19 protein-coding genes and 1 pseudogene are annotated in these 22,400 nt (G+C 55.2%); 4 read left to right on the forward strand and 16 right to left on the reverse strand.

The genetic code is table 11. The annotated features are described in order from the left end of the window. Positions 1 to 135: 135 nt before the first annotated feature. The gene (locus WKI47_RS17110) at positions 136 to 1,635 is read right to left on the reverse strand and encodes a DUF4173 domain-containing protein (protein ID WP_340228376.1); all 1,500 of its coding nucleotides are present in this window, start codon (positions 1,633 to 1,635) and stop codon (positions 136 to 138) included. 155 nt (positions 1,636 to 1,790) lie between these two features. On the opposite strand from WKI47_RS17110, the gene WKI47_RS17115 reads away from it, so the two are divergent. Next, positions 1,791 to 3,647: an ABC transporter substrate-binding protein gene (locus WKI47_RS17115; protein ID WP_340228377.1), complete on the forward strand. Its 1,857-nt coding sequence runs from the start codon at positions 1,791 to 1,793 to the stop codon at positions 3,645 to 3,647. Between the two features lie 461 nt (positions 3,648 to 4,108). Here WKI47_RS17115 and WKI47_RS17120 read toward each other — a convergent pair whose 3' ends face one another. Then, positions 4,109 to 5,143, reverse strand: a complete 1,035-nt coding sequence (locus WKI47_RS17120; RefSeq protein WP_340228378.1) for a potassium channel protein — start codon at positions 5,141 to 5,143, stop codon at positions 4,109 to 4,111. A 226-nt stretch (positions 5,144 to 5,369) separates the two neighbouring features. Here WKI47_RS17120 and WKI47_RS17125 point away from each other — a divergent pair, with 226 nt between their 5' ends. Continuing rightward, positions 5,370 to 5,888 (forward strand): DUF4178 domain-containing protein, encoded by a 519-nt coding sequence (locus tag WKI47_RS17125; RefSeq protein WP_340228379.1) that lies wholly within the window; start codon positions 5,370 to 5,372, stop codon positions 5,886 to 5,888. Between the two features lie 367 nt (positions 5,889 to 6,255). Here the strand turns inward: WKI47_RS17125 and WKI47_RS17130 are convergent, their stop codons facing one another. The 10 genes from WKI47_RS17130 to WKI47_RS17175 form a co-directional block, all read right to left on the reverse strand. Next, positions 6,256 to 6,669, reverse strand: coding sequence for a DUF350 domain-containing protein (locus tag WKI47_RS17130; RefSeq protein WP_340228380.1), 414 nt, complete (start codon positions 6,667 to 6,669; stop codon positions 6,256 to 6,258). Continuing rightward, positions 6,669 to 7,310 carry a signal peptide protein gene (locus tag WKI47_RS17135; protein ID WP_340228381.1) on the reverse strand — a complete coding sequence of 214 codons (642 nt, stop codon included), beginning with the start codon at positions 7,308 to 7,310 and terminating at the stop codon, positions 6,669 to 6,671. Before WKI47_RS17135 ends, WKI47_RS17130 begins: the two co-directional genes overlap by 1 nt. After that, complete coding sequence (locus tag WKI47_RS17140) at positions 7,311 to 8,522, reverse strand: glutathionylspermidine synthase family protein (RefSeq protein ID WP_340228382.1); 1,212 nt, start codon at positions 8,520 to 8,522, stop codon at positions 7,311 to 7,313. It abuts the gene before it with no gap. Then, the gene (locus WKI47_RS17145; protein ID WP_340228383.1) at positions 8,519 to 9,256 is read right to left on the reverse strand and encodes a hypothetical protein; all 738 of its coding nucleotides are present in this window, start codon (positions 9,254 to 9,256) and stop codon (positions 8,519 to 8,521) included. The genes WKI47_RS17140 and WKI47_RS17145 overlap by 4 nt, the downstream gene beginning before the upstream one ends. A 48-nt stretch (positions 9,257 to 9,304) precedes the next feature. Next, a complete protein-coding gene (locus WKI47_RS17150; protein ID WP_340228384.1) occupies positions 9,305 to 9,517 on the reverse strand; it encodes a hypothetical protein in 213 nt (70 codons plus the stop codon). Positions 9,518 to 9,799: 282 nt separating this feature from the next. Beyond that, a complete protein-coding gene (gene putP, locus WKI47_RS17155; RefSeq protein ID WP_340228385.1) occupies positions 9,800 to 11,242 on the reverse strand; it encodes a sodium/proline symporter PutP in 1,443 nt (480 codons plus the stop codon). A 471-nt stretch (positions 11,243 to 11,713) separates the two neighbouring features. After that, a complete protein-coding gene (gene rhaM / locus WKI47_RS17160) occupies positions 11,714 to 12,031 on the reverse strand; it encodes an L-rhamnose mutarotase (RefSeq protein WP_340228386.1) in 318 nt (105 codons plus the stop codon). Between the two features lie 403 nt (positions 12,032 to 12,434). After that, positions 12,435 to 12,587 (reverse strand): hypothetical protein, encoded by a 153-nt coding sequence (locus WKI47_RS17165; protein ID WP_340228387.1) that lies wholly within the window; start codon positions 12,585 to 12,587, stop codon positions 12,435 to 12,437. 251 nt (positions 12,588 to 12,838) lie between these two features. Next, positions 12,839 to 13,912: a 23S rRNA (adenine(2503)-C(2))-methyltransferase RlmN gene (gene rlmN / locus WKI47_RS17170; protein ID WP_340228388.1), complete on the reverse strand. Its 1,074-nt coding sequence runs from the start codon at positions 13,910 to 13,912 to the stop codon at positions 12,839 to 12,841. A 198-nt stretch (positions 13,913 to 14,110) separates the two neighbouring features. Then, entirely contained in the window at positions 14,111 to 15,622 is a 1,512-nt protein-coding gene (locus WKI47_RS17175; protein WP_340228389.1) for an HD domain-containing phosphohydrolase, read from the reverse strand. Positions 15,623 to 15,882: 260 nt separating this feature from the next. Here WKI47_RS17175 and WKI47_RS17180 point away from each other — a divergent pair. Next, a pseudogene (locus WKI47_RS17180) lies at positions 15,883 to 16,778 on the forward strand (TIGR01777 family oxidoreductase). 120 nt (positions 16,779 to 16,898) lie between these two features. Continuing rightward, positions 16,899 to 17,675: a sporulation protein gene (locus WKI47_RS17185; protein WP_340228390.1), complete on the forward strand. Its 777-nt coding sequence runs from the start codon at positions 16,899 to 16,901 to the stop codon at positions 17,673 to 17,675. A gap of 140 nt (positions 17,676 to 17,815) precedes the next feature. Here the strand turns inward: WKI47_RS17185 and WKI47_RS17190 are convergent, their stop codons facing one another. From WKI47_RS17190 to WKI47_RS17205, 4 genes are all read right to left on the reverse strand, one after another. After that, positions 17,816 to 18,805: an LLM class flavin-dependent oxidoreductase gene (locus WKI47_RS17190; RefSeq protein WP_340228391.1), complete on the reverse strand. Its 990-nt coding sequence runs from the start codon at positions 18,803 to 18,805 to the stop codon at positions 17,816 to 17,818. Positions 18,806 to 18,961: 156 nt separating this feature from the next. Beyond that, a complete protein-coding gene (locus WKI47_RS17195; protein WP_340228392.1) occupies positions 18,962 to 19,870 on the reverse strand; it encodes a methyl-accepting chemotaxis protein in 909 nt (302 codons plus the stop codon). A 472-nt stretch (positions 19,871 to 20,342) separates the two neighbouring features. Beyond that, complete coding sequence (locus tag WKI47_RS17200) at positions 20,343 to 21,263, reverse strand: methyl-accepting chemotaxis protein (RefSeq protein WP_340228393.1); 921 nt, start codon at positions 21,261 to 21,263, stop codon at positions 20,343 to 20,345. 217 nt (positions 21,264 to 21,480) lie between these two features. Beyond that, positions 21,481 to 22,389 (reverse strand): methyl-accepting chemotaxis protein, encoded by a 909-nt coding sequence (locus tag WKI47_RS17205; protein WP_340228394.1) that lies wholly within the window; start codon positions 22,387 to 22,389, stop codon positions 21,481 to 21,483. Positions 22,390 to 22,400: the final 11 nt, after the last annotated feature.

Consider the following 22,400-nt stretch of genomic DNA (forward strand, 5'->3'; position numbering starts at 1 on the left):
CTCTCTTTCCTTTTTACCCAGAAGAGATTGTCGCGGTTCCACATTTTCAGCTATTTTTCAGCAAATTTCAAAAATATAGGGCAGAAGTTCGAAAAAACTTCGAATTTCTGCCCACTTCCGCAATTTCACTATGTTTTACTCGACATATCGCTTTAATAAGCCGAGTGCTCGCCAGTCCGACATATTCCACGACTGCCACTCGCGACGTTCGGTTAACTCGTCCACGGCCTTTTTCCGAAGCCATGAATCCAACGCCTTTCCGTCCTCCCGGGAACCGTATTCAACCAGAACAGGCACGGCGTCGGAGGACAAACCCATTAGATAATCGAGATCAAGATCTGCCGATGCTTGCTCCCTCTGTAGATTCAATAAGGCAATCATGCGATCCATCAAGGAGTAATTGACAGCCAGATACCCACAGACCGCCAACGCCACCATCCACCGTCCCAACGGCAAGCGTCTGAACCGAATACACAACGCGAACAGAACCAGCAGCAGGAAAAGGAAGATCATGAACGCATGCACCAGGAAGCGCAGACGCGTATATCCGTAGGCTTCTTCATACATCAATAAACGGGAAAAGGCCGAACCCAGCATCGCAGCCGAGCAACAGACGAGCAGCACCAATAATCCGTTCAGCATGCTGCGCATTTTGCCTTGACCGGGATCTGTGGCATACATGCCGACCAGCAGCAAAGCGAAGTTGATAAACGTGACCCCGATCAGCTCCCCGAAGCCGCTTCGCGTATACTCCGCATAGGAAGCCGATTCCGGCAATACGCCTTGCCAAGCTCCGAACAGATACGAGAATTGAAAAGCCACAAATAGAACATAGACGATATTCAAAGTAACCATCAACGTGACCGTGACCAGCGTCTGGAACTTGGCCGAAGGCTCGTTAAAGCTGGCCATCGCAGGTCCTTGCACAGGCGGCGGGCGACGAGGAGAACGGAATCCCGCCAGATAAGTGAAAAAGAAAACGCCGAGCAGCACCGCCCAGACCAGCCTTGCTGCCCCATCGCCGAAAGTAAGCTGCGCGAACCACGCGGGAATCTCCCCCGCCATTGTACGCAGCACACCATCTGCCGAGAACAACAGGATCAGTACGACCGTCAATACCGGAAGCGCGATCAGCAATCCGTACATGACTTGCTTGAAAGCGGAATCTCCTTCTGGCTCCGGCTTATTTTCCTGTTTGGGCTTGCGCCGGAAAGCGGCCGGCAAGTCCGGGATATGCAATAGCGTCTGCTTGACCGCATATCCGATCGCATCGGCAATCAGCATCGGATCATGCCAGCTTCTCCGTTGGTCGCCGAGCATATAGGTCATCTGCCAAGCGACAAGTACAGGCAAGGCGATCAAGTTAAGTACAAAAAACACCGGGTTATCGAACAGTCCGTAAGTAAGGGCCAATAGCAGCGCGGCTGCCGTCAGCAGAAGCCCGGAACGCTCGGGCGGCCGCATCGCATCCCGCCCGAACGTCCAGAAGTAGGCATAAAACAGCAGCAGAAATAACGGCACAGACACCCCCGGTACCTTTCCGAAAAACAAAAGCTGATGCAGACCCCCGAGCGCCAACGCTGCCGCGATCGGCAGCAGCAGACTCTTTTTCCTGTCTACCGTCGTCATATTCATTTTAAGCAACCCTCCGTTTTCCCAAACTTCTTCTCGATTTCAAACGTTCTTCCCATTAGAGCTTTGCATTCTTTTTCCATTGTAGGTGATAAAATAAGAAGATAAAGAGAAAGATTGGGAGTGGTTTTTTCTTATTTTGTAAAGGGGGAAGCAAGATGAAGCTGCATCGACAATTCCTGCTGCTGCATGAGCGGTACAGCACGGAACAAGCGGAGATCTCGGGGATACAGGTCACGCTGGCGGAAGTGGCAGACACGCTGGATTGCACGCACCGGAGCGCGTTGACGGTCATCGGGAAAATGGCGGACGCCGGGTGGATCAACTGGTCGTCGCAGCGTGGGCGCGGCAAACGTTCGGGGTTGTCTTTCCTCGTTACGCCCGAGGAGATCGCCGCCCAATCGGTAGCGGATGCGATCCGGCGCGGCGATTTTCGCGGCTTGGCCGGCGAGCTGGGCGATAACGCGCCTTCGCCCGCGGTGCAGGAGCGCCTGCAAGAATCTCTGCGCACCTACTTCGGGCACCATTCGGAAACGCGGACGGGGCGCCAGATCGACACGCTGCGGCTACCGATCCGCCAACAGCTGCATACGCTCGACCCTCTGCGCACCAATCTGTTGGCCGAATCGTTCGTGGTCGGCCATATCTTCGACGGCCTGCTCAAACAGCAAGCCGATTCGGACGAGATTTTGCCGGCGCTCGCGCATCACTGGGAGTCGTCGCCGGACAGGCGGCGCTGGACGTTTTATTTGCGCAAAGACGTAACGTTTCACGACGGGCATATCCTGACTGCGGAAGACGTCGTGTATTCGTTCGAACGGATGATCAAATTGTCGGAGCGGGTGCTGTACGGCTTTATGTTTCGGAATATCGACGAGGTGTCGGCGACCGGACCGTTGACGGTGCAAATCTTGTTGAAAAGGGAGCATACGCTGTTTTTGCCGTTTCTGTGCACCAGCCGCACGACGATCATTCCCAAAGACATGCTCAGGCGAGGCGAAGAAGCGTTCAGTGTCCAACCGATCGGCACGGGGCCTTTTCGGGTAGCCGAGTTCGACCGCGATCTATGCGTGCTGGAAGCTTTCCCCGCGCATTACGCGGGACGGGCGCATCTGGACCGGGTGGAAATCGTGAATATCCCGTGGCAAATGGGAAACGGGCAAGAAGTCGACGGCGCGTCGGATTTGCCTTTTCACGTCGTGCCGGGCGCGGTCGCAACAAAATCGGAGCAAAGCGGACAACCGGACAAACCCGCCCGAAAAATACAGCCGGGTCCCGGTCAAGCCCGCATCGCGTATGCCGATACCGCATCTTCCTTGCCTGCCGGAAGCAAGTTCGTCGAACAAGCCCCACCTACTCTGCCTTCCGCGTTGTGGACGCGCGCGCATGCCGAAGTGTTTTCGCGCAAATTCGTGACCTGCAATACCAAAAGCGGACCGCTGCGGGATCCGCGTCGGCGCGCTTCGGTGATTGCGGCTTTGGCCGAGCGGGAAACGCCGGACTGGGCCAAAACCGAGCAAACGGCGGAAGACCTCAATCTGGCGAATCGCACGTCGCTGCGCCTGCTGACCATCCCGCAATACCGCAAAGACGCCGAACTGATCCGCGAACGGTTGGAACGGCGCGGATACGCTTGCCGGATCATCATCGTGACGGTCGACGATTTCAAAGGCAGGACGCGGCTCGCCGCGGACCTGATCCTGTTCTCGCTGATCCGGGACCGCGACGAGCAGCTTCGCCTGTTCGATCTGTACCTGAACATGTCCGAACATACGGATTCCAAAACGCGCCTGGCGATCCGCAGCGCGCTGCGCCGGGCTTCGTTCGAGACGACGCCGCGTGCGCGCGCACGCGAGCTGGACGAGATCGAAACGCTGCTGATCGCCGGCCACCGCTTGCATGTGCTGTACGAGACGCCGCTGCAAACCGCTTACCTGCCCAGCATCCGCGGCGTCAGTTTCGGCTCGCAAGGCTGGATCGACCTGCGCACGATCTGGTTCCCGCCGGAAAGCTAACCATTTTGCATTTTTGTTTGTTCTTGTGAAAAACCGCTGCGTACACGATCTGAAAGAGTCACTCAGCGTCGAAAACAAATTCAAGAACCCGCAAGCGACGCTGATTCTTTCGCGCCGCTTGCGGGTTCTTTTTAAAAATCAGTCGGTAGGGTTCGGCTAAGCGCAAAACCGTTGAGCTTGAGCGAAACGATCAAGCCTTCGCGAGATTGTACCGAGTTTCGGGGGGATATCCGCATTTGCGCTTTTTCGCCTTTGCGCTTTTGCAGATCAATGTTGACGTTTGGTCAACAATTTCGTGCAAAAAAAGCTGTCTCGCTCCGAATTCTGACCTTTTGCACACATTTTCCGGCTTGCGAAGCAATTTTGACGTTTTTCTCGCCGAAATGTGCGCATTTGGTCAACAATTTTTCAAAATGACCGAATCATGAACCGATATGTTGACGTTTCGTCAACATCATGATCTATATCCGGTTTGTTTTCCCGGTACCGACGATACGCCGATGCGTTTCTGCATCCGCGACCACGTACAGCTTGGCATTCGCCGGAATCGGCATGTCCAGCTTGCGGTTGATCCCGAGGTCTTCGCGGTCGGCGATCAACGTTGCGCCTTGCGCCAACAGCGCCTGGAACGCGTCGCCGTACGTTTTCCACGAGCGGTCGACCGACACTTCGTATACATCGCTGCCGTTCGTGCGGTTGAGCAACTGCGTGATCACGTCGGAACTGCCTTCGTGCAGCGCCGCGCGTACCGCCAACCGCGAGATCGCATCGTGCGACAGAATGAATTCGTTCACCTGCGCGTGGCGGAAATTCTGCACATGGTTCTCCATCGTGATCTCGACCGTCGTATGCACATGCGGAGCGATCCGCTCGATGCTGGATACGACGAGCAGCGATTTACCGTCGATCAACGACGCTTCCTCGATCCGTTCATCGGCGAAAATGATCGCAGCACGGCAGGTGGAAATGCTCGCTTTCGCCAAAATGGAATCCGCTGCCGGATCGCCGCTAACGAAATGCACCTGTTCCAGATGTTCCAGCGGATGCCGATTGGATTCGTCGATGAGTACGATTTGCGTTTTGGGCGCATTCTCCAAAATCTCTTCGATCGCCGAACGGGCCTTTTTGCCCCAGTTCACGATCACGATATGCTGCTCTCCTTCAAACGTCAACGTTCCCGCGCCCCTTTGCCGCTGCACGTCCGCGATCGAGTCGATGACTTTCCCGATCACCAGACTGAGCAGCCCGATTCCGAATATGTAGAGAAAAATCGTAAACGCTTTGCCTGCCGGAGACGTCGCGAAGTAATCGCCGTAACCGACCGTAGCCATCGTGGTTAATACCCAGTAAAAAGCGTTGAACCAGTTGACGAACGTCTCGGGTTCCAACAGATAAGCGATCGTGGCACTAAACAGGACGAAGGCCAAAATAATGCCGCCAATCGTCGTTTTGCGCAAATGCATCAACCTTGTCGACAGCCGGATAAAAAAATGCACGCCCCGCTCCTCCTATAACGTCGTCTCGTTCGAATGCCGCGCTGCGGAAACCGCCCGGCAACTCAAACCGGATAACGCATCATGATATGATTCTTTGCGAATCGAGCCCTTGCTTGGATTCCGCCTGCCGATCGTCTACGATAAAACGATAGAGTTTCCGAAACGCGTCCGCATCACCTACCGTAAAGCATCCTATGCGAAATCAGTCGAAGGAGAGGTCAAAATCATGTCCATGTTCAAACGTATCCGCAACATTTTCGCCAAACCCGAGGCTCCGCTCAAAGAACGCGGCATTCTCGATATCGGTCCCGGCGACATCTGCGAAGTCTCCATGGTAACGTACGAAGTCACCGGCCGCACCCAAAACGCCCGCCGCAAAGCGGTCGTCCTGACCCTGCGCGACGGCTCGAACCTGTCCTATCTGGTCATCGAAGAGCGCGAAGAAAACAAATACGCGCTGTATCATCCTATCGACGGACGCCTCGACTCCATCCAGGAAGTCCCAACCACCATGGACCTAGACGGCACCGTCTACCATCTCGAAGAACAATATAACGGCCACGTCTCCACCACCGGCCGCACCCCATTCATGCAAGGCGGCGACCAATCCGTCTGGCAATACCAATCGGACAACATGAAGCTCCTCCGCATCGAATGGATGGACGGCCGCTTCATGCTCTACGAAGGCGAAGACATCCCTCCCGCCGACGTCCGCGTGATCCGCGGAGGCGGAAGCGGCGCATAACCAACGTAATCGAAGCTGCTCCACTCAGCCCGCTTACCGTATTCTGTAAGAACTGCGATACGCTTTAAATGTTTTGATTTAAAACCGCCCTGTCCAGACAAGGCCGCGCTCACTGGAATCGTGAGCGCGGCCTTTACATGTCCAAATCCCTTCCTCCCCGCCCCTATAGGCGAAAAAGAAATGTTTTCCCCGGCGAAGCTAGGGCGGAGGGAGAAATTCAGTGAAGGAGCGATAGCGTTCGTCTTTGAAATTGGGAAGCCTCCTTAATAAAATTCAATCAGCTTCCCAATTTCAACACGCGACCGTAACGAATTTCTCCCGCAGCCCCCCGCTTCCCTAAGCGAACAGGATTTCTTTCGAGCCAAATTCAAATAATCAAACTGCTGATCGAAATTGCCGTCCCGATAAACACCGCACACAGCAGCAAGCCAACCGCTACGTTGCCTTTTTCCAGCTCTTCCCCCACTTTGAACTTCGGCGTCACGAGCGCGAACACCCCGTACACGATCACCATGCAGACTTGGCCGATCAGGAACCAGATCGCCATAAACCAGATCGACGTGTTCGTGTAGGCGGAGATGCCGAGGATAATACCGGTCGCGATAAACTTGCCGCCGAGGGCAAGACCTACGGCGACGTTGCCTTTTTTCAATTCGTCCATGTCGTTGAACGGAGTCTTGAGGAAGAAGATCAGCATGCCTATGATTTGCAGCACGATGATCGCGACCAAGCTGACTCCGATGTTATAAAACGTTGTCCAGTCAAATCCTAATTCCGCCATCAATTGGCCCACCCCCGAAATTTCGCATATGCCAGATCGTAATCGGCAAAGTCATGTACTTCTTCCAGCACGACGGCAACCTCTTTGGCGTCTTTCAATTTGCCGTAACGGGTATCGTCTACCGGCTGCTTCATCCGGTTGCCCGAAGGCAGTTCCAATACGGCGAAGTTGCGCGTCTCGCCGTTCAGCGCCGTTTTATACACGCCCACCACGTCCACATCCGTCGTGACGGACACTTTGAGATTCTCCAGGTCGGTCTTCGCCGAAGCTTCGTCCGGGTATGACTTGAGCGTCGTCCAGCCGGATAGCTGCACGTCGTTGCGCCCCTGATCGTCGGTCGTCAGCGTGGCGCTCATGGATTGCAGCGTCCATATCTGCTGTCCTGTCGCATAGTTGTTGTCGTTCGCCAGCAGCTCGTTGTCCGGCAGCACGGTCATGTCGCTTCCGATCAGATCGCCGACGGAGCCTTCCTGAATCCGGTAATCCCAGGGTACGGTGTTCACGCCAGGACCGTCGTCGCTATTCGTGCTGAGCACGGAGCCGCTTGAGCAGGCACCCAGCGCAAGCGCGAGCAGCAGGATCGGCAGCACGGCAAACATCCGCAATCGGCGCTTGTTTCCGCTTTGCATATTTCGCAGCATCTATTCCACTCCCAACGCGATAAAATGGCTGGCATTGCCGGTAATGAGTCCTCCGGCACGGCCCAGCATTCCGCACGGAACGCCGTCGATTACAAACATCCCGGCAAGCAAATGCAGCTCGCCTTCGGCTGTGTTCACGCGCGGCAGATCCGCTCTTTTTTGATACACGACCGGAAAAAGCCCGCTCGTGTCATAACCTTCTTCGTCTTGCAATTCCAACTCTCCAGCTTGCCCATACATGCGCACGGAGCCACCTTCGCGGCCAAACATGGACTTGGACACGTAATCGCCGGAAAACAAAGGCTTGTTGTATGTAGGCAGCATGTAACGGGCTATCGCTTCGCGTTCCCCGTCGTTATACAACATGCCCAGTTCGTGCAAACCCCAGACGACAGCCATCATGCCTTTGGATTGCAGTAAAATGGCGTGCGGATGGTTGAACAGTCTAAGCTGTCCGCTCTCAACCGCGTAAGCCAGCGCTTCGCCTCCGTCGTCGACCGACATCCATTCTTTCGGATATAGGGCGAACATGCGATGAATAGGCACGCCTTCGCCGTCTTTTACCAGACCGTCGTCGATCGTCAGTTCCAGGCAGTCCACCAACCGCATATCCCGGCCGCTATGTTTGACCAAAGCCTCGATCGTTCCGGAATCCTCGGCATGTTCGCCGTAAGCGATACAGGCCGCCGTTTCCGGCTGTTCGTACGCCCAAGCCGTCCGAACCTGCTCCGCCATGCCGCCGTTCATGCTGCGCACGCCAAGACGCTCGCACATCCAGGGCGTCGCGATCGAAGATTCGACGTAACCGGTCGGCGTATCGGCGTTCAGCTCCAGCAGCTTGATACGGACTTTTTCCGGGGCTTCAGGATCTTGTGAAATGGCAAAATCGAAGCGTGCATAACGGCTGATCTTCGGTTCTTCCGCGACCGGAGCCTGATCCAGCATGTTCCACAACACTGGCGGAATCCCGATCAGCTCGTACAGATCGCGGCGGCGATGCACGTAACGGACCGCTTTGTCGAACACGTTCCACAACCGTTGCGAAGCTTTTTCCAACTCGGCATGCACCGACTCGTCCATGACCGCAACCTGATCGATCCAGTAGCGCTCGTCTTCGTAATCTGCCCATGTAAAACCCAACCCGTGAAGCTCTTGGACAAGCGCTTCGCGGTTCTCCGACGGCTTGCCTATGATGCGAAAAATCCCGCTCATCCGCCGAAGAAGCCTCCCGACTTCGAACCCGAAGACTTCGAACCCGACGAACTAAGTCCGCTGGATTTGCCGCCTACGCCGCCGGAACTGGACGAGGTAGAGCGCCGGGTGATTTTACCCGTAGAATTCGAGGTCTTCGGACGTACCGTGGAGCCGCTCACTTCGCGGTTTTGGAAACTGCCCGTACTGTACGTGCGCGGCGTGTACGGACGGGTCGATCCCGCGTAATATCCGCCGCGAGTCTGATTCCAGGTGCGCGACGAGTAGACGCCCGCGTTGTTGAACAGAAAATGGTACAGCATCAGATCGCCCCAGCCGAAGCCCGAGCCGTATCCGCCGTAATAGTTGTTGACGACCGTTCCGCCTGAACCGTCGGACGGCGCGGTCGTCTGCTCTTGCTCCTGAAGATCCTCTTCCGTGATCGGCAGGCTCCAATCGACTTGCGGATCGTAATATTGCTTGACCTCTTCCGTCGAGGCTTCGACCAGTGTCGGTTCGGCAGAACTACCTGAATTGTTCGAAGCGAATGCACCGCCCGGAATAAACGCCGTGTTGGCGATCAGGGCAAGACCCAGCGACGTCGACAGTACCTTGATCGGACGGCTGAAGCCCGGTTCGCGATTGTCACGGCTTGCTTCGACGATTTGTTTGCGGTTGACGGGTTCGCTTGGCGAAAGAGATCGATTCGGCGAGTCCTCTTTTAACGTATATCGTTCTTTTCCCGTGTGGTCCAACGTTTTGTCCCTCCTTCAAAACTGCGTATTTCTTGTTTGGCTACAGTTTTACCCGTGCATCGGGACGAGCAGCAGCTCCAACTTGCCCGTATCGACGTTCAGGCGGCCTTCGACGGCTTCATATTCTTTACCCTGAACGACGAGGTAATTCGCATGTTCGAGCGCAGCCACCATATTCATGCTCCACGGACGCTCTTCGATCTGACGCAGCTCGCCTCCGACCATTTTCTCGAACAGTACGACTCCGATATCTTTGTCCATTCGGTTATCCCTCTTTCTTGAATGAGTCTCGAGTTTTTCTAAGATTTGACGCTGATGGTTTTGGCTTACGTTTTCAGTATACGTGTTTTGTGGGGAAACGGTTGCGGGGGATGGGAAAAAGAACGAGCGGGGAGGCGCTGCGGGAGAAATTCGTTCAAAACGCTGTCTCGCGTAGAAAGCTTGCAGCTTCACGCGCTCAAAGGCGTTTTTCACTGAATTTCTCCCTCCGCTGGGCTCGCTCGTATTTTGGAGGGAGATAGGGGAGAGAGACTAAAGAGATCGTCAACGTGACTTTTTCGACAGTCGGTCTTTGCTTGTCAGCAGGCTGACGGCGAAGATCGCGAGCAGGTTGGCGGCGAAGCCGGGGACGATTTCGTACAGGGCGTCTTTGAGCACGGGAACGTTGGCCCAGACGATAACGGTGATCGCGCCCGCGGCCATGCCGGCCAGAGCGCCCCAACGGTTCATTTTTTTCCAATATAGGCTCAGCAGGATCACCGGGCCGAAAGAAGCGCCGAAGCCGGCCCAGGCATAAGCGACCAGAGTCAGGATCGTGTCGTTTTTGGTGTACGACAGGGCGAGCGCCACGATCGAGACGATCAATACGGCAAGGCGGCTGACGACGTTCAGTTCGCGATCGGATGCGCCGCGGCGCAGCAGAATGCGGTACAGGTCTTCGGTCAGCGAGCTGGACGTTACCAATAACTGCGAAGAGATGGTGCTCATCACGGCGGCAAGCAAAGCGGCGAGCAGGAATCCGGTAATCAAAGGATGGAACAAAATATGCGATAGCTCGATAAAGACGGTCTCCGGATCGTTCAGGCTTAAGCCTTCGCGCGAAAAGTACGCGGCGCCGATCAGACCGGTCAGCATGGCGCCGCCTACGGAGAAGATCATCCAGCCCATGCCGATCCGGCGGGCTTTTTTGATTTCGTTGACGGAAGAGATCGCCATGAAGCGGACGATGATATGCGGCTGGCCGAAGTAGCCCAGACCCCAGGCGAGCAGCGAGACGATGCCGAGGAAGCTCGCTCCTTTGAGCGGGTCCAGCAGCGTCGGGTCGATCGCCCGGATCTCGCTCAGCGAGCCGCCGATTCCTCCGCTATGAATCAACGTGACGACCGGCACCAGAATCAACGCCAGGAACATGATCATGCCTTGCACGAAGTCCGTCCAGCTCACTGCAAGAAAGCCGCCGAACAGCGTGTAAGCGATAGTGACGATCGAGACGATCCAAAGTCCGGTATGGTAATCCAAACCGAAGCTCGATTGGAACAGGATGCCGCCGGAGACCATGCCGGACGAGATATAGAAAGTGAAGAAAATGATAATGACCAGCGCCGACACCAAGCGCACGATCCGCGTGCCGTCGCCGAAGCGGTTTTCCAAATAAGACGGGATGGTCATGGAGTCGCCCGCTTCCTCCGTGTAGGTGCGCAAGCGCGGTGCCACGTAAAGCCAGTTTGCATAAGCACCGACGGTCAAGCCTACCGCAATCCAGCCCGCGCTCAGCCCTTGCGTGTACATCGCGCCTGGCAATCCCATCAGCAGCCAGCCGCTCATATCTGCCGCTCCGGCGCTCAAAGCCGTTACGGCCGGGCCGAGACTGCGACCTCCAAGCACGTAATCCGACAAGCCGGACGTTCGCCGATAGGCAAACCAACCGATCACCAACATGCCTGCCAAGTAAATGCCGAGCGAGATCCAAATTTGTGTATTAGCCATGTGTTTCCCCCGATTTCTTTCTATTTATCGGACCTTCGTTGCACGAATGTCATTCCAAGATCGTAATTGATTTACCGCGTTATCGCAATGAAATTTTTGGGTTAAAATATGAAGGCGCTATCGAAAAGGTATTCGGGTAAAAGGCAGCAAAAATGCGACGGATTCTGCGGATCATGCGGATGATAACAAGAGCAAACGAAAAAAAGCCCGACCCCCCGACAATCGGGAATCGCGCTTTGACCGTTGACGCCGGACTCGTGTCGAATCTCGTACCGGACACCGAACAGGAGTATTTTCCCTGTATTTCTGCTAGGGCGTGTCTTCAAACCTCGATGGAAGCAGATTTGGCCGAATTTTCGTTCTCGGCAAGGAACTTTTTCGAAGGCGTGCCGGGGCACGTCAAGGGAAAGTGACGAAGCAGAGGACGAAAAGGCGGCAAAAGATGCACATTGGCAGGTTTGAAGACACGCTCTAATCCGCCAAGCGAAATACTTCCGGCAGTTCCCGCGATACGGGGCTGTCGTCGGAGTTCGTTTCCATAATGTCTTTCATATACGCCCACCATTTCCGGCAAATGTCCGTATCGGCGGAACGCGCCCACAACTCTTCGTCCCGGATCGTGAGGTAGGCGAACAGGCTGTCCGTCTCCGCGTCCAAGAAAATGGAGTATTCCGATACGCCGTGCTCTTTGAGCATTTCCTTCATCTCGGGCCATAGTTCGTCATGCCGTTTGCGGTATTCTTCGTGATGCTGCTTGTACACCTTCATGACCGAAGCTTTACGAATCATCTTTGCCGCTCCTTCCGTTTTCGCGTGCAGAAGTCGTTTATCACTCAAAATTATAACGCTTTCATTTTGGAATGCGCAATAAAAATCCGGTCTCGCCCTGGGGCGTGTCTTCAAACCTCAATAGAAGCAGATTTTGCCGAATTTTCGTTCTCAACAAGGAACTTTTCCGAAGGCGTGCCGGGGCACGTCAAGGGAAAGTGACGCTGTGGAGGGCGAAAAGGCGGCAAAAGATGCACATTGGCAGGTTTGAAGACACGCCCTAGGGCAAAAACCGGATCGGAAAAGGATAGCTGGGTGTCGATCGGACGGAAAACGAGTTGAACCGGAGCAGCGCGATATCGCGATGAATCCGGGCACGATATCGCGGTTTCGGTCGAGCGGCATGCGCCTGTGCGTCAACAGCCTACAGCCGGTGCGTCTGGTGCGTCTGGTGCGTCTGGTGCGTCTGGTGCGTCTGGTGCGTCTGGTGCGTCTGGTGCGTCTCGAATTGTGCACGAAAAGTCAACAATTCAAGCCGAATTCCCGATTTTTCGTGCCCATGTTGAGATTTCGTCAACATTTCTTCCCTAATAGTCGCGAAATCAGCATAAAACCGGAAATTTGTTGACTTTTTATCAGCATTTCAAAAAAACAGCCGCTAAAATCCGCAAAATGTGTGCAAAAAGTCAACAATCGCAAAACCGCCTGTTGATGCCGAACGATCGGCGGTTGCTTCACCCGAAATTAAAGCACGGTCCGCCTCAGCTATGTGCATTTCCGTCAGGCGCAAAGGCGTAAGTAACTTCTAAATCAAAATGCAAAAAGGAATCAAACCGCCGCTTTATCCTTTTTCATCTGCTTGCTTCGCAACTGTCCGCAAGCCGCGTCGATGTCCGTTCCGTGTTCCATGCGAACCGTGGCGTTGATGCCGCGCTTTTTGAGCACATCGTAGAAGCCGTTGATCGCTTCCGGCGTGCTGCGCTGATACTGGCTGTGCTCGTCGACCGGGTTGTACGGAATCAGGTTGATGCTCGCCAGTTCCTTGAACTCGTCGAGCAGGTCCGCAAGCTGCGCCGCCGTCTCCAAGCCGTCGTTGACTTCGCTGAGCAGGATATACTCGAACATGATCCGGCGTCCGGTCGTGTCGAGATAATAACGCACGGCGTCCATCAGCTTCTCCAGCGGGAACGCGCGGTTGATCATCATGATCTGCGTGCGCAGCTCGTTGTTCGGCGCGTGCAGCGAGATCGCCAGATGCGTTTGCGTGCCGAGATCGGCGAACGCTCGGATTTTGGCCGGGATGCCGCTGGTCGACACGGTGATGCGTTTCGCCGCGATCGCCAGACCTTTGCGGTCTTTGACCACGTCGAGGAAGTTGATCAGATGCTCGAAGTTGTCGAACGGCTCGCCGATGCCCATCACCACGATGTTGGTCACTTTTTCCCCGTTGCCCGCCGCGTCGAGGTAATGCTGCACGGTCATGATCTGCTCGACGATCTCGCCCGCCGTCAGGTCGCGGCTTTTCTTGATCAGGCCGCTCGCGCAGAAGCTGCATCCGATATTGCAGCCCACCTGCGTCGTCACACAAACGGACAGCCCGTACTTTTTACGCATCAGAACGGTCTCGATCAGGCTTCCGTCATGCAGTTGCAGCAAAAATTTGACCGTGCCGTCGGACGCTTCCTGCTTGACGAATTCCTTCATCGTGTTGAGCGAAAAGCGCTCTTGCAGCAGTTGCAGACAGTCCGCGTTCACGGCCGTCATTTGCGAAAAGTCGCTTACGCGCTCGCTATACAGTGCTTTCCAGATATGCGCGGCACGGGATTTCTTTTCCCCGTTCTCCGTCAGCCAGCCGGACATTGCTTCCAAAGTCAATCCGTAAATGGATGGTTTGCTCGTCATGTTGCGTTACCCTCTTTTCAACCCGGAATATCGGGGCTTGCCCGCTTTTTCCGGTACGTAAAATTCGGCTCTGCGGGACTATGCCGCACAGCCGAGTATTCGTTCTTCATTGTCCCAAATTTTAGGCATGAACACAAGAGGCGCGGCAGAACGGTTTTCGTCCGACGGGATCGAACGTTTCCGTATTGCCTGCGCCGTTTAAAATACTTTTTCGTCCGTGTACTGCGACTTTATTTCCAAAAATTCCTCCAGGTGTTCCAAAAACAAATCGGTCAATCGCGGATCGAAATGTTTGCCCCGTTCTTCTTTGAATAAGTCGATAATCTCGCAAACGGGCCAAGCTTTTTTGTACACCCGGTCGCTCGCCAACGCGTCGAACACGTCGGCGATCGCGGTGATCCGGCCGTACAGATGGATTTCTTCGCCGCTCAATCCTTGAGGATAACCGCCGCCGCCGTATTTTTCATGATGCTGAAGCGCGATGATCGCCGCCGTTTTGAGAATCGGGCGACTGGAATGCTTCAGCATCTCGTAACCGGAAATCGCGTGTCCCTGCATCGTTTGGTATTCTTCGAACGTGAGCTTGCCGGGTTTGTTCAGGATCGAATCGCTGATGCCGACTTTGCCGATATCGTGCATGGGACTTGCCAGCGCCAGCAGGTTCGCTTCTTCTTCCGGCAGTCCGTATTTCAGCGCCAGCAGCTTCGTGTATTCCGCGACGCGCTTGACGTGGAACCCCGTTTCCTGCGAACGCGTTTCCGCGATTTCGCCGAGCGTGTAGATGATTTCTTTTTGCGTGCTTTCGATCTCGTGCCGCAGTTCCAAATTTTCGAAGACGGCTTCGGTGTTGGCGCAGTACGATTCGGCCAGATAATATTCCCATTCGCTCGGCGTCCGGTACGGATCGATAAAGATCAACCGTTCGGTGCCCGACACGTTCGGCGAATAAAAGTCGAAGCCTTCGAACAATGCCTGCTCCTGATTGAACGTACGCAGCAGCGGCAAAATATCTTCGATCTGCCACGGCAGGATATTCGCGTCCAGATCGACGAACCGCCCGGTCGCGGCCAGTTTGCGCCACCGCCGGTTGCTTTTTTGCAGGATCAGCCCGCCGTACGCGTATTTCGTGTTCAGGATCGACGCCAGATGGTGCAGCACGTCATGGCCCAACTCTTCGAGCGAAGCGGCGTTCAGCACCAGCGAAGACGACAAGGCTACGTATTCGAGGCTTTTTTTCTCGTCTTCGGTTTTTTTGAAATCCCGGTAAGCCCGCAGCGAACCGACCAGCGCGGACTTCAGTTTGCCGATGCCGCCGTCCAGCTCGCCTTTGAGGCGGAACGTGTTGATATCGTAGCGGAACATGATTTCTTCTTCGGCGTCCGCCCAACTTTTATCGGCCACGACCACGACGCGCACCGCGGCGTTAAGCAGCGTGCGACGGATATAATCGACCAAATACAGCGGCTTTCTGTCTTCCGAATCGCCGAGTTCCAGCATCACGACCGCGATATCCGTTTCTTCTTCGAGCATTTTGGGAGCTTCGGCGATGTCTGCGGCGTGCAGCAGGCGAATGCCGCGGCCTTCAAAACGAAAATCGGCCAGTAGGCGGGACAGCAACAACGCTTCGTCGCGACCGCCTCCGATCAGCAGAATATTCCATTCGGTTGCGACCGCTTGGTCGTCTTCTCCGTTTCCGGCGTATCTGTTCATTCCGATTCTCCTCCAGCCTTTTACATGGTGTCGATGACAAACTTTTGTTGCCGTAAAAACGTCTTTCTATCATAATCGCTGCCTCATTTTCATCCCAAAGCAGACAGCGTAAAAGAATATGCCCTTTTCGCTTTATCGTCAATTTAGTGAGCGATTTGAAGGGAACATGGGTACAAATTTCGTAGAATATGCAGAAAAAATCCCAGTCGGGCAAGGTTTCGGGATAAGAAGACCAATTCGGATTACAGAGGAGCATAATAATGGAATATGAGATTGATAATTCAATTCACGCTCGCAAAATCGTCCTGGCCGGAGCGACCGGATTTATCGGCGAAGCGCTGCGTGAACGGTATATGAAAAAAGGCTATGAAACGGTCATGATCTCCCGCCGTTCCGGTCATGTCTCCTGGGAAGACCGGGCGGCGATCGAGCAGGCTCTGAACGGCGCCGATCTGCTGATCAATCTGGCGGGACGTTCGGTCAACTGCCGCTATAACGAGCAAAACCGGCGCGAAATCATGGAGTCCCGCACCCGCACGACACAAACGCTCGGCGAAGCGGTCGCCGCTTGCCCGCAGCCGCCGAAACTCTGGATCAATTCCGGCACCGCCACCATTTACCGGGACGCGCGCGATCGGGCGAGATCGGCAACGGCTTTTCGGTCGAGGTCGCCAAAGCCTGGGAACAAACCTTTTTCGACGCGCCGACGCCCCATACGCGCAAAGCCGTGTTGCGGATCGCGATCGCGCTGGGCAAAGGCGGAGGCGTCATGACGCCTTACGTTAATCTGGTACGCTTCGGCCTGGGCGGCAAACAAGGACCGGGCAGCCAGCGTTTCAGTTGGGTACATCTCGAAGATCTATGCCGCATGTTCGAGTTTTTGGAAGAGCGCGGCGATCTGTCCGGCGTCTTCAACGCGTCCGCTCCCGAGCAGGTCACGAATGAGGAGCAGATGCGCATCATGCGCGAAGCCTATGGCCGAAGCTTCGGCTTGCCCGCGCCCGCCTGGATGCTGGAAGCCGGAGCAGCCTTCATTCGCACGGAAACGGAGCTGATCCTCAAAAGCCGCTGGGTCGCGCCGGAGCGTTTGCTGCAAGCCGGCTTCACGTTCCGTTATCCGACGCTGCGCGAAGCGATGGCGGAGATCGCGAAGTGACCGGCGCGGCGCGTTTTTTGCCCGTTTTGCCGTTTGCCGAAAAAATTTGCTCCGCCGAATGAAACCGTTTTTCGGCAACCCGCGTATATCTGGCATCAATCCAACGGAGGGTGAACATTTATGTCTTTTTTCAAAAAAATGCTGGCTAGCGTAGGAATCGGCAATGCCAAAGTGGATACGGTGCTCGATAACGCACAGGTGCCGGTAGGCGGAGAACTCTCGGGCGTCGTACATATCGAAGGCGGCCAAACGGAGCAGCAGGTCGACCGTATCTATCTGTTTATCAAATCGGAGTATATCCGCGAGCACGACGACCGCAAAGTGCGCGAAACGGCGACGATCACGAAGTATCTGCTGAGCGAGCGCTTTACGCTTCGGGCAGGCGAACGCAAACAAATCCCGTTCCGCTTCACGTTGCCGGAATACACCCCGATCACGCTGCGCAGTTCAGGCGTCTGGGTGGAAACGGGTCTGGACATTCCGAGCGCCGTCGACGCGACCGACCGCGACGCGCTGAATGTAACGCCGAGCGACGAAATTCAGATCGCACTGGACGCGATCGAGCAGTTGGGCTTCCGCTTGCGCGAAGTCACGAACGACTACGCGCCGCGTCACCGCGGGCCGCTGTCGTTCGTACAGGAATTCGAGTACGTGCCGACCACCAAATTCCGCGGCCAGCTCGACGAGCTGGAAGTGGTGTTCAGCCAGCACGACGGCGAGTTGGAGTTGCTGCTCGAAGTCGATCGGCGCGCGCGCGGACTGGGCGGCTTTTTCTCGGAAGCGATGGGCACGGACGAGAGTCTCGTTCGCGTCCGGTTCGCGCGCGGCGAATTGAGCCGCGGTCCTCAATATATCGCCGACCTGTTGGAAAACACGATCTCGCGCTACGTGCGCTAAAAGTCGGTTCTGCATAAAGATCGGTTCCGCAAAAAAAAGCTCGTTCAAGCAGCCGTTCCACAAGCCTTCACCGGCTTGGGAACGGCTTTCTTTATGCAATCGGCTGCAAGGCACGCATCGGTTGCGAATTTTCGTTCCCGTTACGCGGGCGACAACCGGAAAGCTTCCGCCAGCAGCCCGTACATCTTCAGCTTCATGCCGAAATCGGGCGATACGGTCGCGAGCATCAATTCGTCCGCTTCGTACAGATCGGCCAGCGCGATTAACTGCCGACGCACCCCGGCCGGATCGCCGACGACCATCCGCTGCCGCCCGGCAGCCATTTTTTCCCGCTGCTGCTGCGTGTAACGCCGCGAATCAATGTCCGCAAAAGACGGCACCGCGTCCAAACGTCCGTTTTCCGCAATATCCAGCAAATAATCGTCAAACACGCGCGCAAGCCGCTCCGCTTCCGCTTCGTCTCGGCCGCACACGGCGAACAAAGACACCAATACGCGGGGACGGTCGGTTTCCGAGAAACGGACAAACCGTTCCCGGTAATTCCGCACCGCTTCCCGGCCTGCCCGTGCGCGGATAAAATGGCCGAAAGCCAGACCCAGCCCGTGATCGGCCGCGATCTGCGTGCCGCTTTCGCTGGAGCCAAGCAGCCATAGCTCCGGCGGCGAGGATGGACGCGGCGTCACGGGCGGACTTGACGTGCCTCGCATATATTCCGCCAGCTTGGCGACCTGCTCGGGATAACGTTGAAACGAACCGCTTCGCCCGTCCAGCAGCGCGGCCGACGTCTCGGCCCGCCCTCCCGTCGAACGGCCGACTCCGAGGTCGATTCGGCCCGGATGCAGCGCCGACAGCACCGAAAATCTTTCGGCCACCTCAAATGGGCTGTGCATAGGCAGCATAACGCCGCCGGAACCGATACGCATTCGGCCTTTCGTCGCGGCGGCCAGCGCGGATACCAGCACGTCCGGCGCCGAACCGGCCAGCACCCGGTTGCCGTGATGCTCCGACACCCAATACCGATGATATCCCCACTGCTCCGCCGCTTGAGCCAGTCGAAGACTTTCAGTTAACGCGATCTCCGGCGAAGCTCCGCTTCGGATCTCCGAATAATCCAAAATCGACAACTTCATCGGTTTTCCTCCTCGCGAAATTCTTTTCTTTTCATTATAAGCGAAAAGAATCCCGTGACAAAAAAGCCGGGAGTCGGAACGGCCGGCTGGCTTGTCCATTGATTATTCGACTTTTTTCGCGATTTTACTTATCTCCTATTAGGAACAGTTTGATTATTAGATAATCGTATTGAAATCGCGTGCGCGTGCATCGAGCTGTTCGGAAGCTGCCGAAATATCTTCGAATTCTTCCATCGCGGTACGGATTTGCGAATGGCTGCGCGATATATTTTCTTGCGCTTGGTTGGTACCTTCCGTGATGTTGGTGACTTCCTTGGTGATGCCTTCGATATTGCGTCGCACTTCCACGATCGAGTCGCTCACGCGGCCTGCCAGTTTGCGGACTTCTTTGGCGACGATATCGAACCCTTTGCCGTGCTCGCCGGCATGCGCCGCTTCGATCGCCGCGTTCAGCGCGAGCAGGCTGGTCTGCGACGCGATCTCCTGAATCGTTTGCACGATGCCGCGAATCGACTCCGCCTGGCCTTGCAAACTGGCGAGCGTGGCGATATTTTTTTCAGATACTTCCGAGATCCGTTCGATGCTGCCGAGCAATTCCGTGCTGCGCACGATGCCCGATTCCGCGCGTACGTTCAAGCCTTCGGACATCTGCTGAAGTTCGGACACGACTTCTTCGATGCTTTTTTGGCGGCGGGTAATATCGGTTGCCACTTTGAACACAGCCACTACGCGACCTTGTTCATCGAGTACCGGCATATAGGTCGCTTCCAGCCAAATCCGTTGTCCCCGCGCGTCCATCCGTTCGATTTTATCCTGAAAACTTTGTCCGGCCATCAGGTCGCGCCAGAACTTTTCGTAGTCCGGGCTGCTTACGAATTCGGGAAAGCAAAACTGTCGATGCTGCATGCCGATCATGTCCTGGCGGGTGTAGCCCATCGCTCCGGCAAAGTTGGCGTTCACGTCGATCACCCGACGATCCAGATCGAAGGTGATGGTCGCCAGACTTTTTTCCATTGCGGCCATGATCCGATCGTTGTTGACCGCTGATACGATTTCCGTGCTCATTATAAAATCCCCCTATCTTTCAAATTAATTTTGCCCAATAAGTTGTTACCTTTTATATCGTCATTTTCCAGTTGAGATTTATATGTTTTTCGACAAAATTCTTGATTATTTGAATGTATTCGTTCGACATGGAGTTATTCCTTTTAAGTTTGAAAAAAAGACCGAACCTTGTGGTCCGGTCTCTGGGCTGTCGAGAAAGTTACGTTAGTGGGGGGAAGCGAGAAGACTCCGAGAGAAATTCGTTCAAGATGCTGTCTCACTTGGAAAACTGGATTGAAATTTAAGATGTAGTTTTTCAAGTTCAAAGGCATCTTTCACTGAATTTCTCTCTCCGTCTTCTCGCTTCCAGTTACGTTGGAATTTCTCGACATATTGACCGGACAGGCGGTCCGGTCTTTTTTGCAGCACCTCGAAAGGAATTTCTTCGGTCGTCTCTTGTGGAGGTGGTGATATGGATTACTTCAAAAAAGGGTTAGAGCAGTTTGGAAAATTCTTTGGCTTGGGCATCGAGTTCGCCGGAAGCGGCGGAGATTTCGGCGAATTCGTCCAGGGCCAGGCGGATTTGTTCCTGGCTTTCGGTGACGGTGTTTTGGGCAAGGTTGGTGCCGCTGGCCATATTGTCGACTTCTTTGGTGATGCCTTCGATGTTGCGGCGGACTTCGATGATCGAGTCGCCGGCGCGGTTCGCGAGTTTGCGGACTTCTTTGGCGACGATATCGAAGCCTTTGCCGTGTTCGCCCGCGTGCGCCGCTTCGATCGCGGCGTTCAGGGCCAGCAGGCTCGTTTGCGACGCGATGTCCTGGATCGTTTGCACGATGCCGCGGATCGATTCCGCTTGGCGCTGCAAACTGGCAAGCGTATTCATGTTGTCGTGCGAGACCTGCGCGATATGCTCGATGCTTTGCAGCAGCGCGTGGCTGCGTTCGATTCCGCCTTCGGCACGGATGTTAAGCCCGTCCGACATCTGTTGAAGTTCGTTCATGACGGTCGAGATCGTTTCGATACGTTCCGTGATGTTCGACGCGACTTTGGACACGCCGAGCACTTTGCCGCTTTCGCTCAGCACCGGCATGTAGGTGGCTTGAAGCCAGATCCGGCGTCCGGTCGCGGTAACGCGCTCGATTTTGTCTTCGTAACTGCGTCCGCCGAACAGGTCGCGCCAAAACTTTTCGTAAGCGACACTGTCGGCGAATTCTTTCGCGCAAAATTGCCGGTGGTCCATGCCTTGCATTTGTTCTTTGGTGTAACCCAGCACTTTGGCAAAATTATCGTTCACATAGACGACCCGGCGATTCAGATCGAAACGAACAATAGCCAGATTCTGTTCCAAAGCTTTGACTACCAGAGTGTCGCTAACCTGATCTTCGGCCTGCTGCATATTCGATCCGTTCATGATGTCCCCGAGCCTCCATGTGTTAAATAATTAATAGAAATTTTGCGCAATTAGATTTCCCATCAAACTTCTTGGCAAATATATCGGCAGGAATCTTGCGATTGCTTAGAACAATTTTTCCGCAATAAAAAAACACTTTCGAGAAAAGCCAGGATTGCCTTGACGGTTACCCTGCCTTTTTCAAAAGTGTCCGCTTTTTTCCCGGTCAAACGAAGCGTCAGACCAAGTCGGAAAAGCGTTTGGCCTGCGTGTCCAGTTGCCTGGAGGCTTCCGAGATTTCGGCGAATTCTTCAAGCGCCCGCCGAATTTCTTTTTGGCTTTTATAGACGCTGCTTTTGGCACGATCGGTGCCGCGCGTAATATTGCCGACCTCGCGCGCGATGCCTTCGATGTTATGGCGCACCTCGACGATCGACTCGCTGACGCGTCCGGACAGTTTGCCGACTTCTTTCGCCACGATATTGAATCCTTTTCCGTGTTCGCCCGCATGGGCCGCTTCGATCGCCGCGTTCATGGCCAGCAGACCGGTCTGGGACGCGATCTGCTGAATCGTATGCACGATGCCCCGAATCGACTCCGCCTGCTCCTGAAGATTTTCGAGCGTGGAAATGTTTTCGCCGGACACTTCCGCGATCTCTTCGATGCTTTCGAGGAGCGAACGGCTTCTTCGGATGCCTACGTCCGCTTTGCTGTGCAGCTTGTCCGACATGCGTTCCAGCTCGCCGGTCACCGTAGAGATCGTTTCGATCCGGTCGGTGATGTCGGACGCGACCTTGCATACGCCGATCACCTGCCGGTTGCTGCCGAATACGGGCATGTAAGTCGCTTGCAGCCACAGTTTTTTCCCGTCGGCGGCTATCCGCTCTACCTTGTCTTCGTACGTGCGCCCGCTAAGCAGGTCCCGCCACAAACGATCGTATTCGGAACTGTTGGCGAACTGGGGCAAGCAAAACCGCCGATGATCCATGCCGATCATGTCTTCTTTGCGATACCCCATCACGTCCGCGAATTTATCGTTGACGTACACCACGCGGCGGCTGATATCAAAACGGATGATTGCCAGATTCTCTTCCAAAGCCCGGACGACAAAACTATCACTCACTTGTTCGTTATGCGACTGTTCCACGATTCGACTGA

The sequence above is a fragment of the Saccharibacillus sacchari genome, from assembly GCF_037722395.1.
In the GTDB taxonomy this organism is placed as follows: domain Bacteria; phylum Bacillota; class Bacilli; order Paenibacillales; family Paenibacillaceae; genus Saccharibacillus; species Saccharibacillus sacchari_A.

Bases quoted from the DNA above. Each gene is read 5' to 3' on its own strand.
- WKI47_RS17175 (WP_340228389.1), bottom strand. From the start codon at position 15,622: ATGAACAGATACGCCGGAAACGGAGAAGACGACCAAGCGGTCGCAACC.
- WKI47_RS17200 (WP_340228393.1), bottom strand. From the start codon at position 21,263: ATGAACGGATCGAATATGCAGCAGGCCGAAGATCAGGTTAGCGACACT.
- WKI47_RS17135 (WP_340228381.1), bottom strand. From the start codon at position 7,310: ATGCTGCGAAATATGCAAAGCGGAAACAAGCGCCGATTGCGGATGTTT.
- WKI47_RS17195 (WP_340228392.1), bottom strand. From the start codon at position 19,870: ATGAGCACGGAAATCGTATCAGCGGTCAACAACGATCGGATCATGGCC.
- WKI47_RS17125 (WP_340228379.1), top strand. From the start codon at position 5,370: ATGTCCATGTTCAAACGTATCCGCAACATTTTCGCCAAACCCGAGGCT.
- rlmN (WP_340228388.1), bottom strand. From the start codon at position 13,912: ATGACGAGCAAACCATCCATTTACGGATTGACTTTGGAAGCAATGTCC.
- rhaM (WP_340228386.1), bottom strand. From the start codon at position 12,031: ATGATTCGTAAAGCTTCGGTCATGAAGGTGTACAAGCAGCATCACGAA.
- WKI47_RS17190 (WP_340228391.1), bottom strand. From the start codon at position 18,805: ATGAAGTTGTCGATTTTGGATTATTCGGAGATCCGAAGCGGAGCTTCG.
- WKI47_RS17150 (WP_340228384.1), bottom strand. From the start codon at position 9,517: ATGGACAAAGATATCGGAGTCGTACTGTTCGAGAAAATGGTCGGAGGC.
- putP (WP_340228385.1), bottom strand. From the start codon at position 11,242: ATGGCTAATACACAAATTTGGATCTCGCTCGGCATTTACTTGGCAGGC.
- WKI47_RS17130 (WP_340228380.1), bottom strand. From the start codon at position 6,669: ATGGCGGAATTAGGATTTGACTGGACAACGTTTTATAACATCGGAGTC.
- WKI47_RS17115 (WP_340228377.1), top strand. From the start codon at position 1,791: ATGAAGCTGCATCGACAATTCCTGCTGCTGCATGAGCGGTACAGCACG.
- WKI47_RS17140 (WP_340228382.1), bottom strand. From the start codon at position 8,522: ATGAGCGGGATTTTTCGCATCATAGGCAAGCCGTCGGAGAACCGCGAA.
- WKI47_RS17110 (WP_340228376.1), bottom strand. From the start codon at position 1,635: ATGAATATGACGACGGTAGACAGGAAAAAGAGTCTGCTGCTGCCGATC.
- WKI47_RS17185 (WP_340228390.1), top strand. From the start codon at position 16,899: ATGTCTTTTTTCAAAAAAATGCTGGCTAGCGTAGGAATCGGCAATGCC.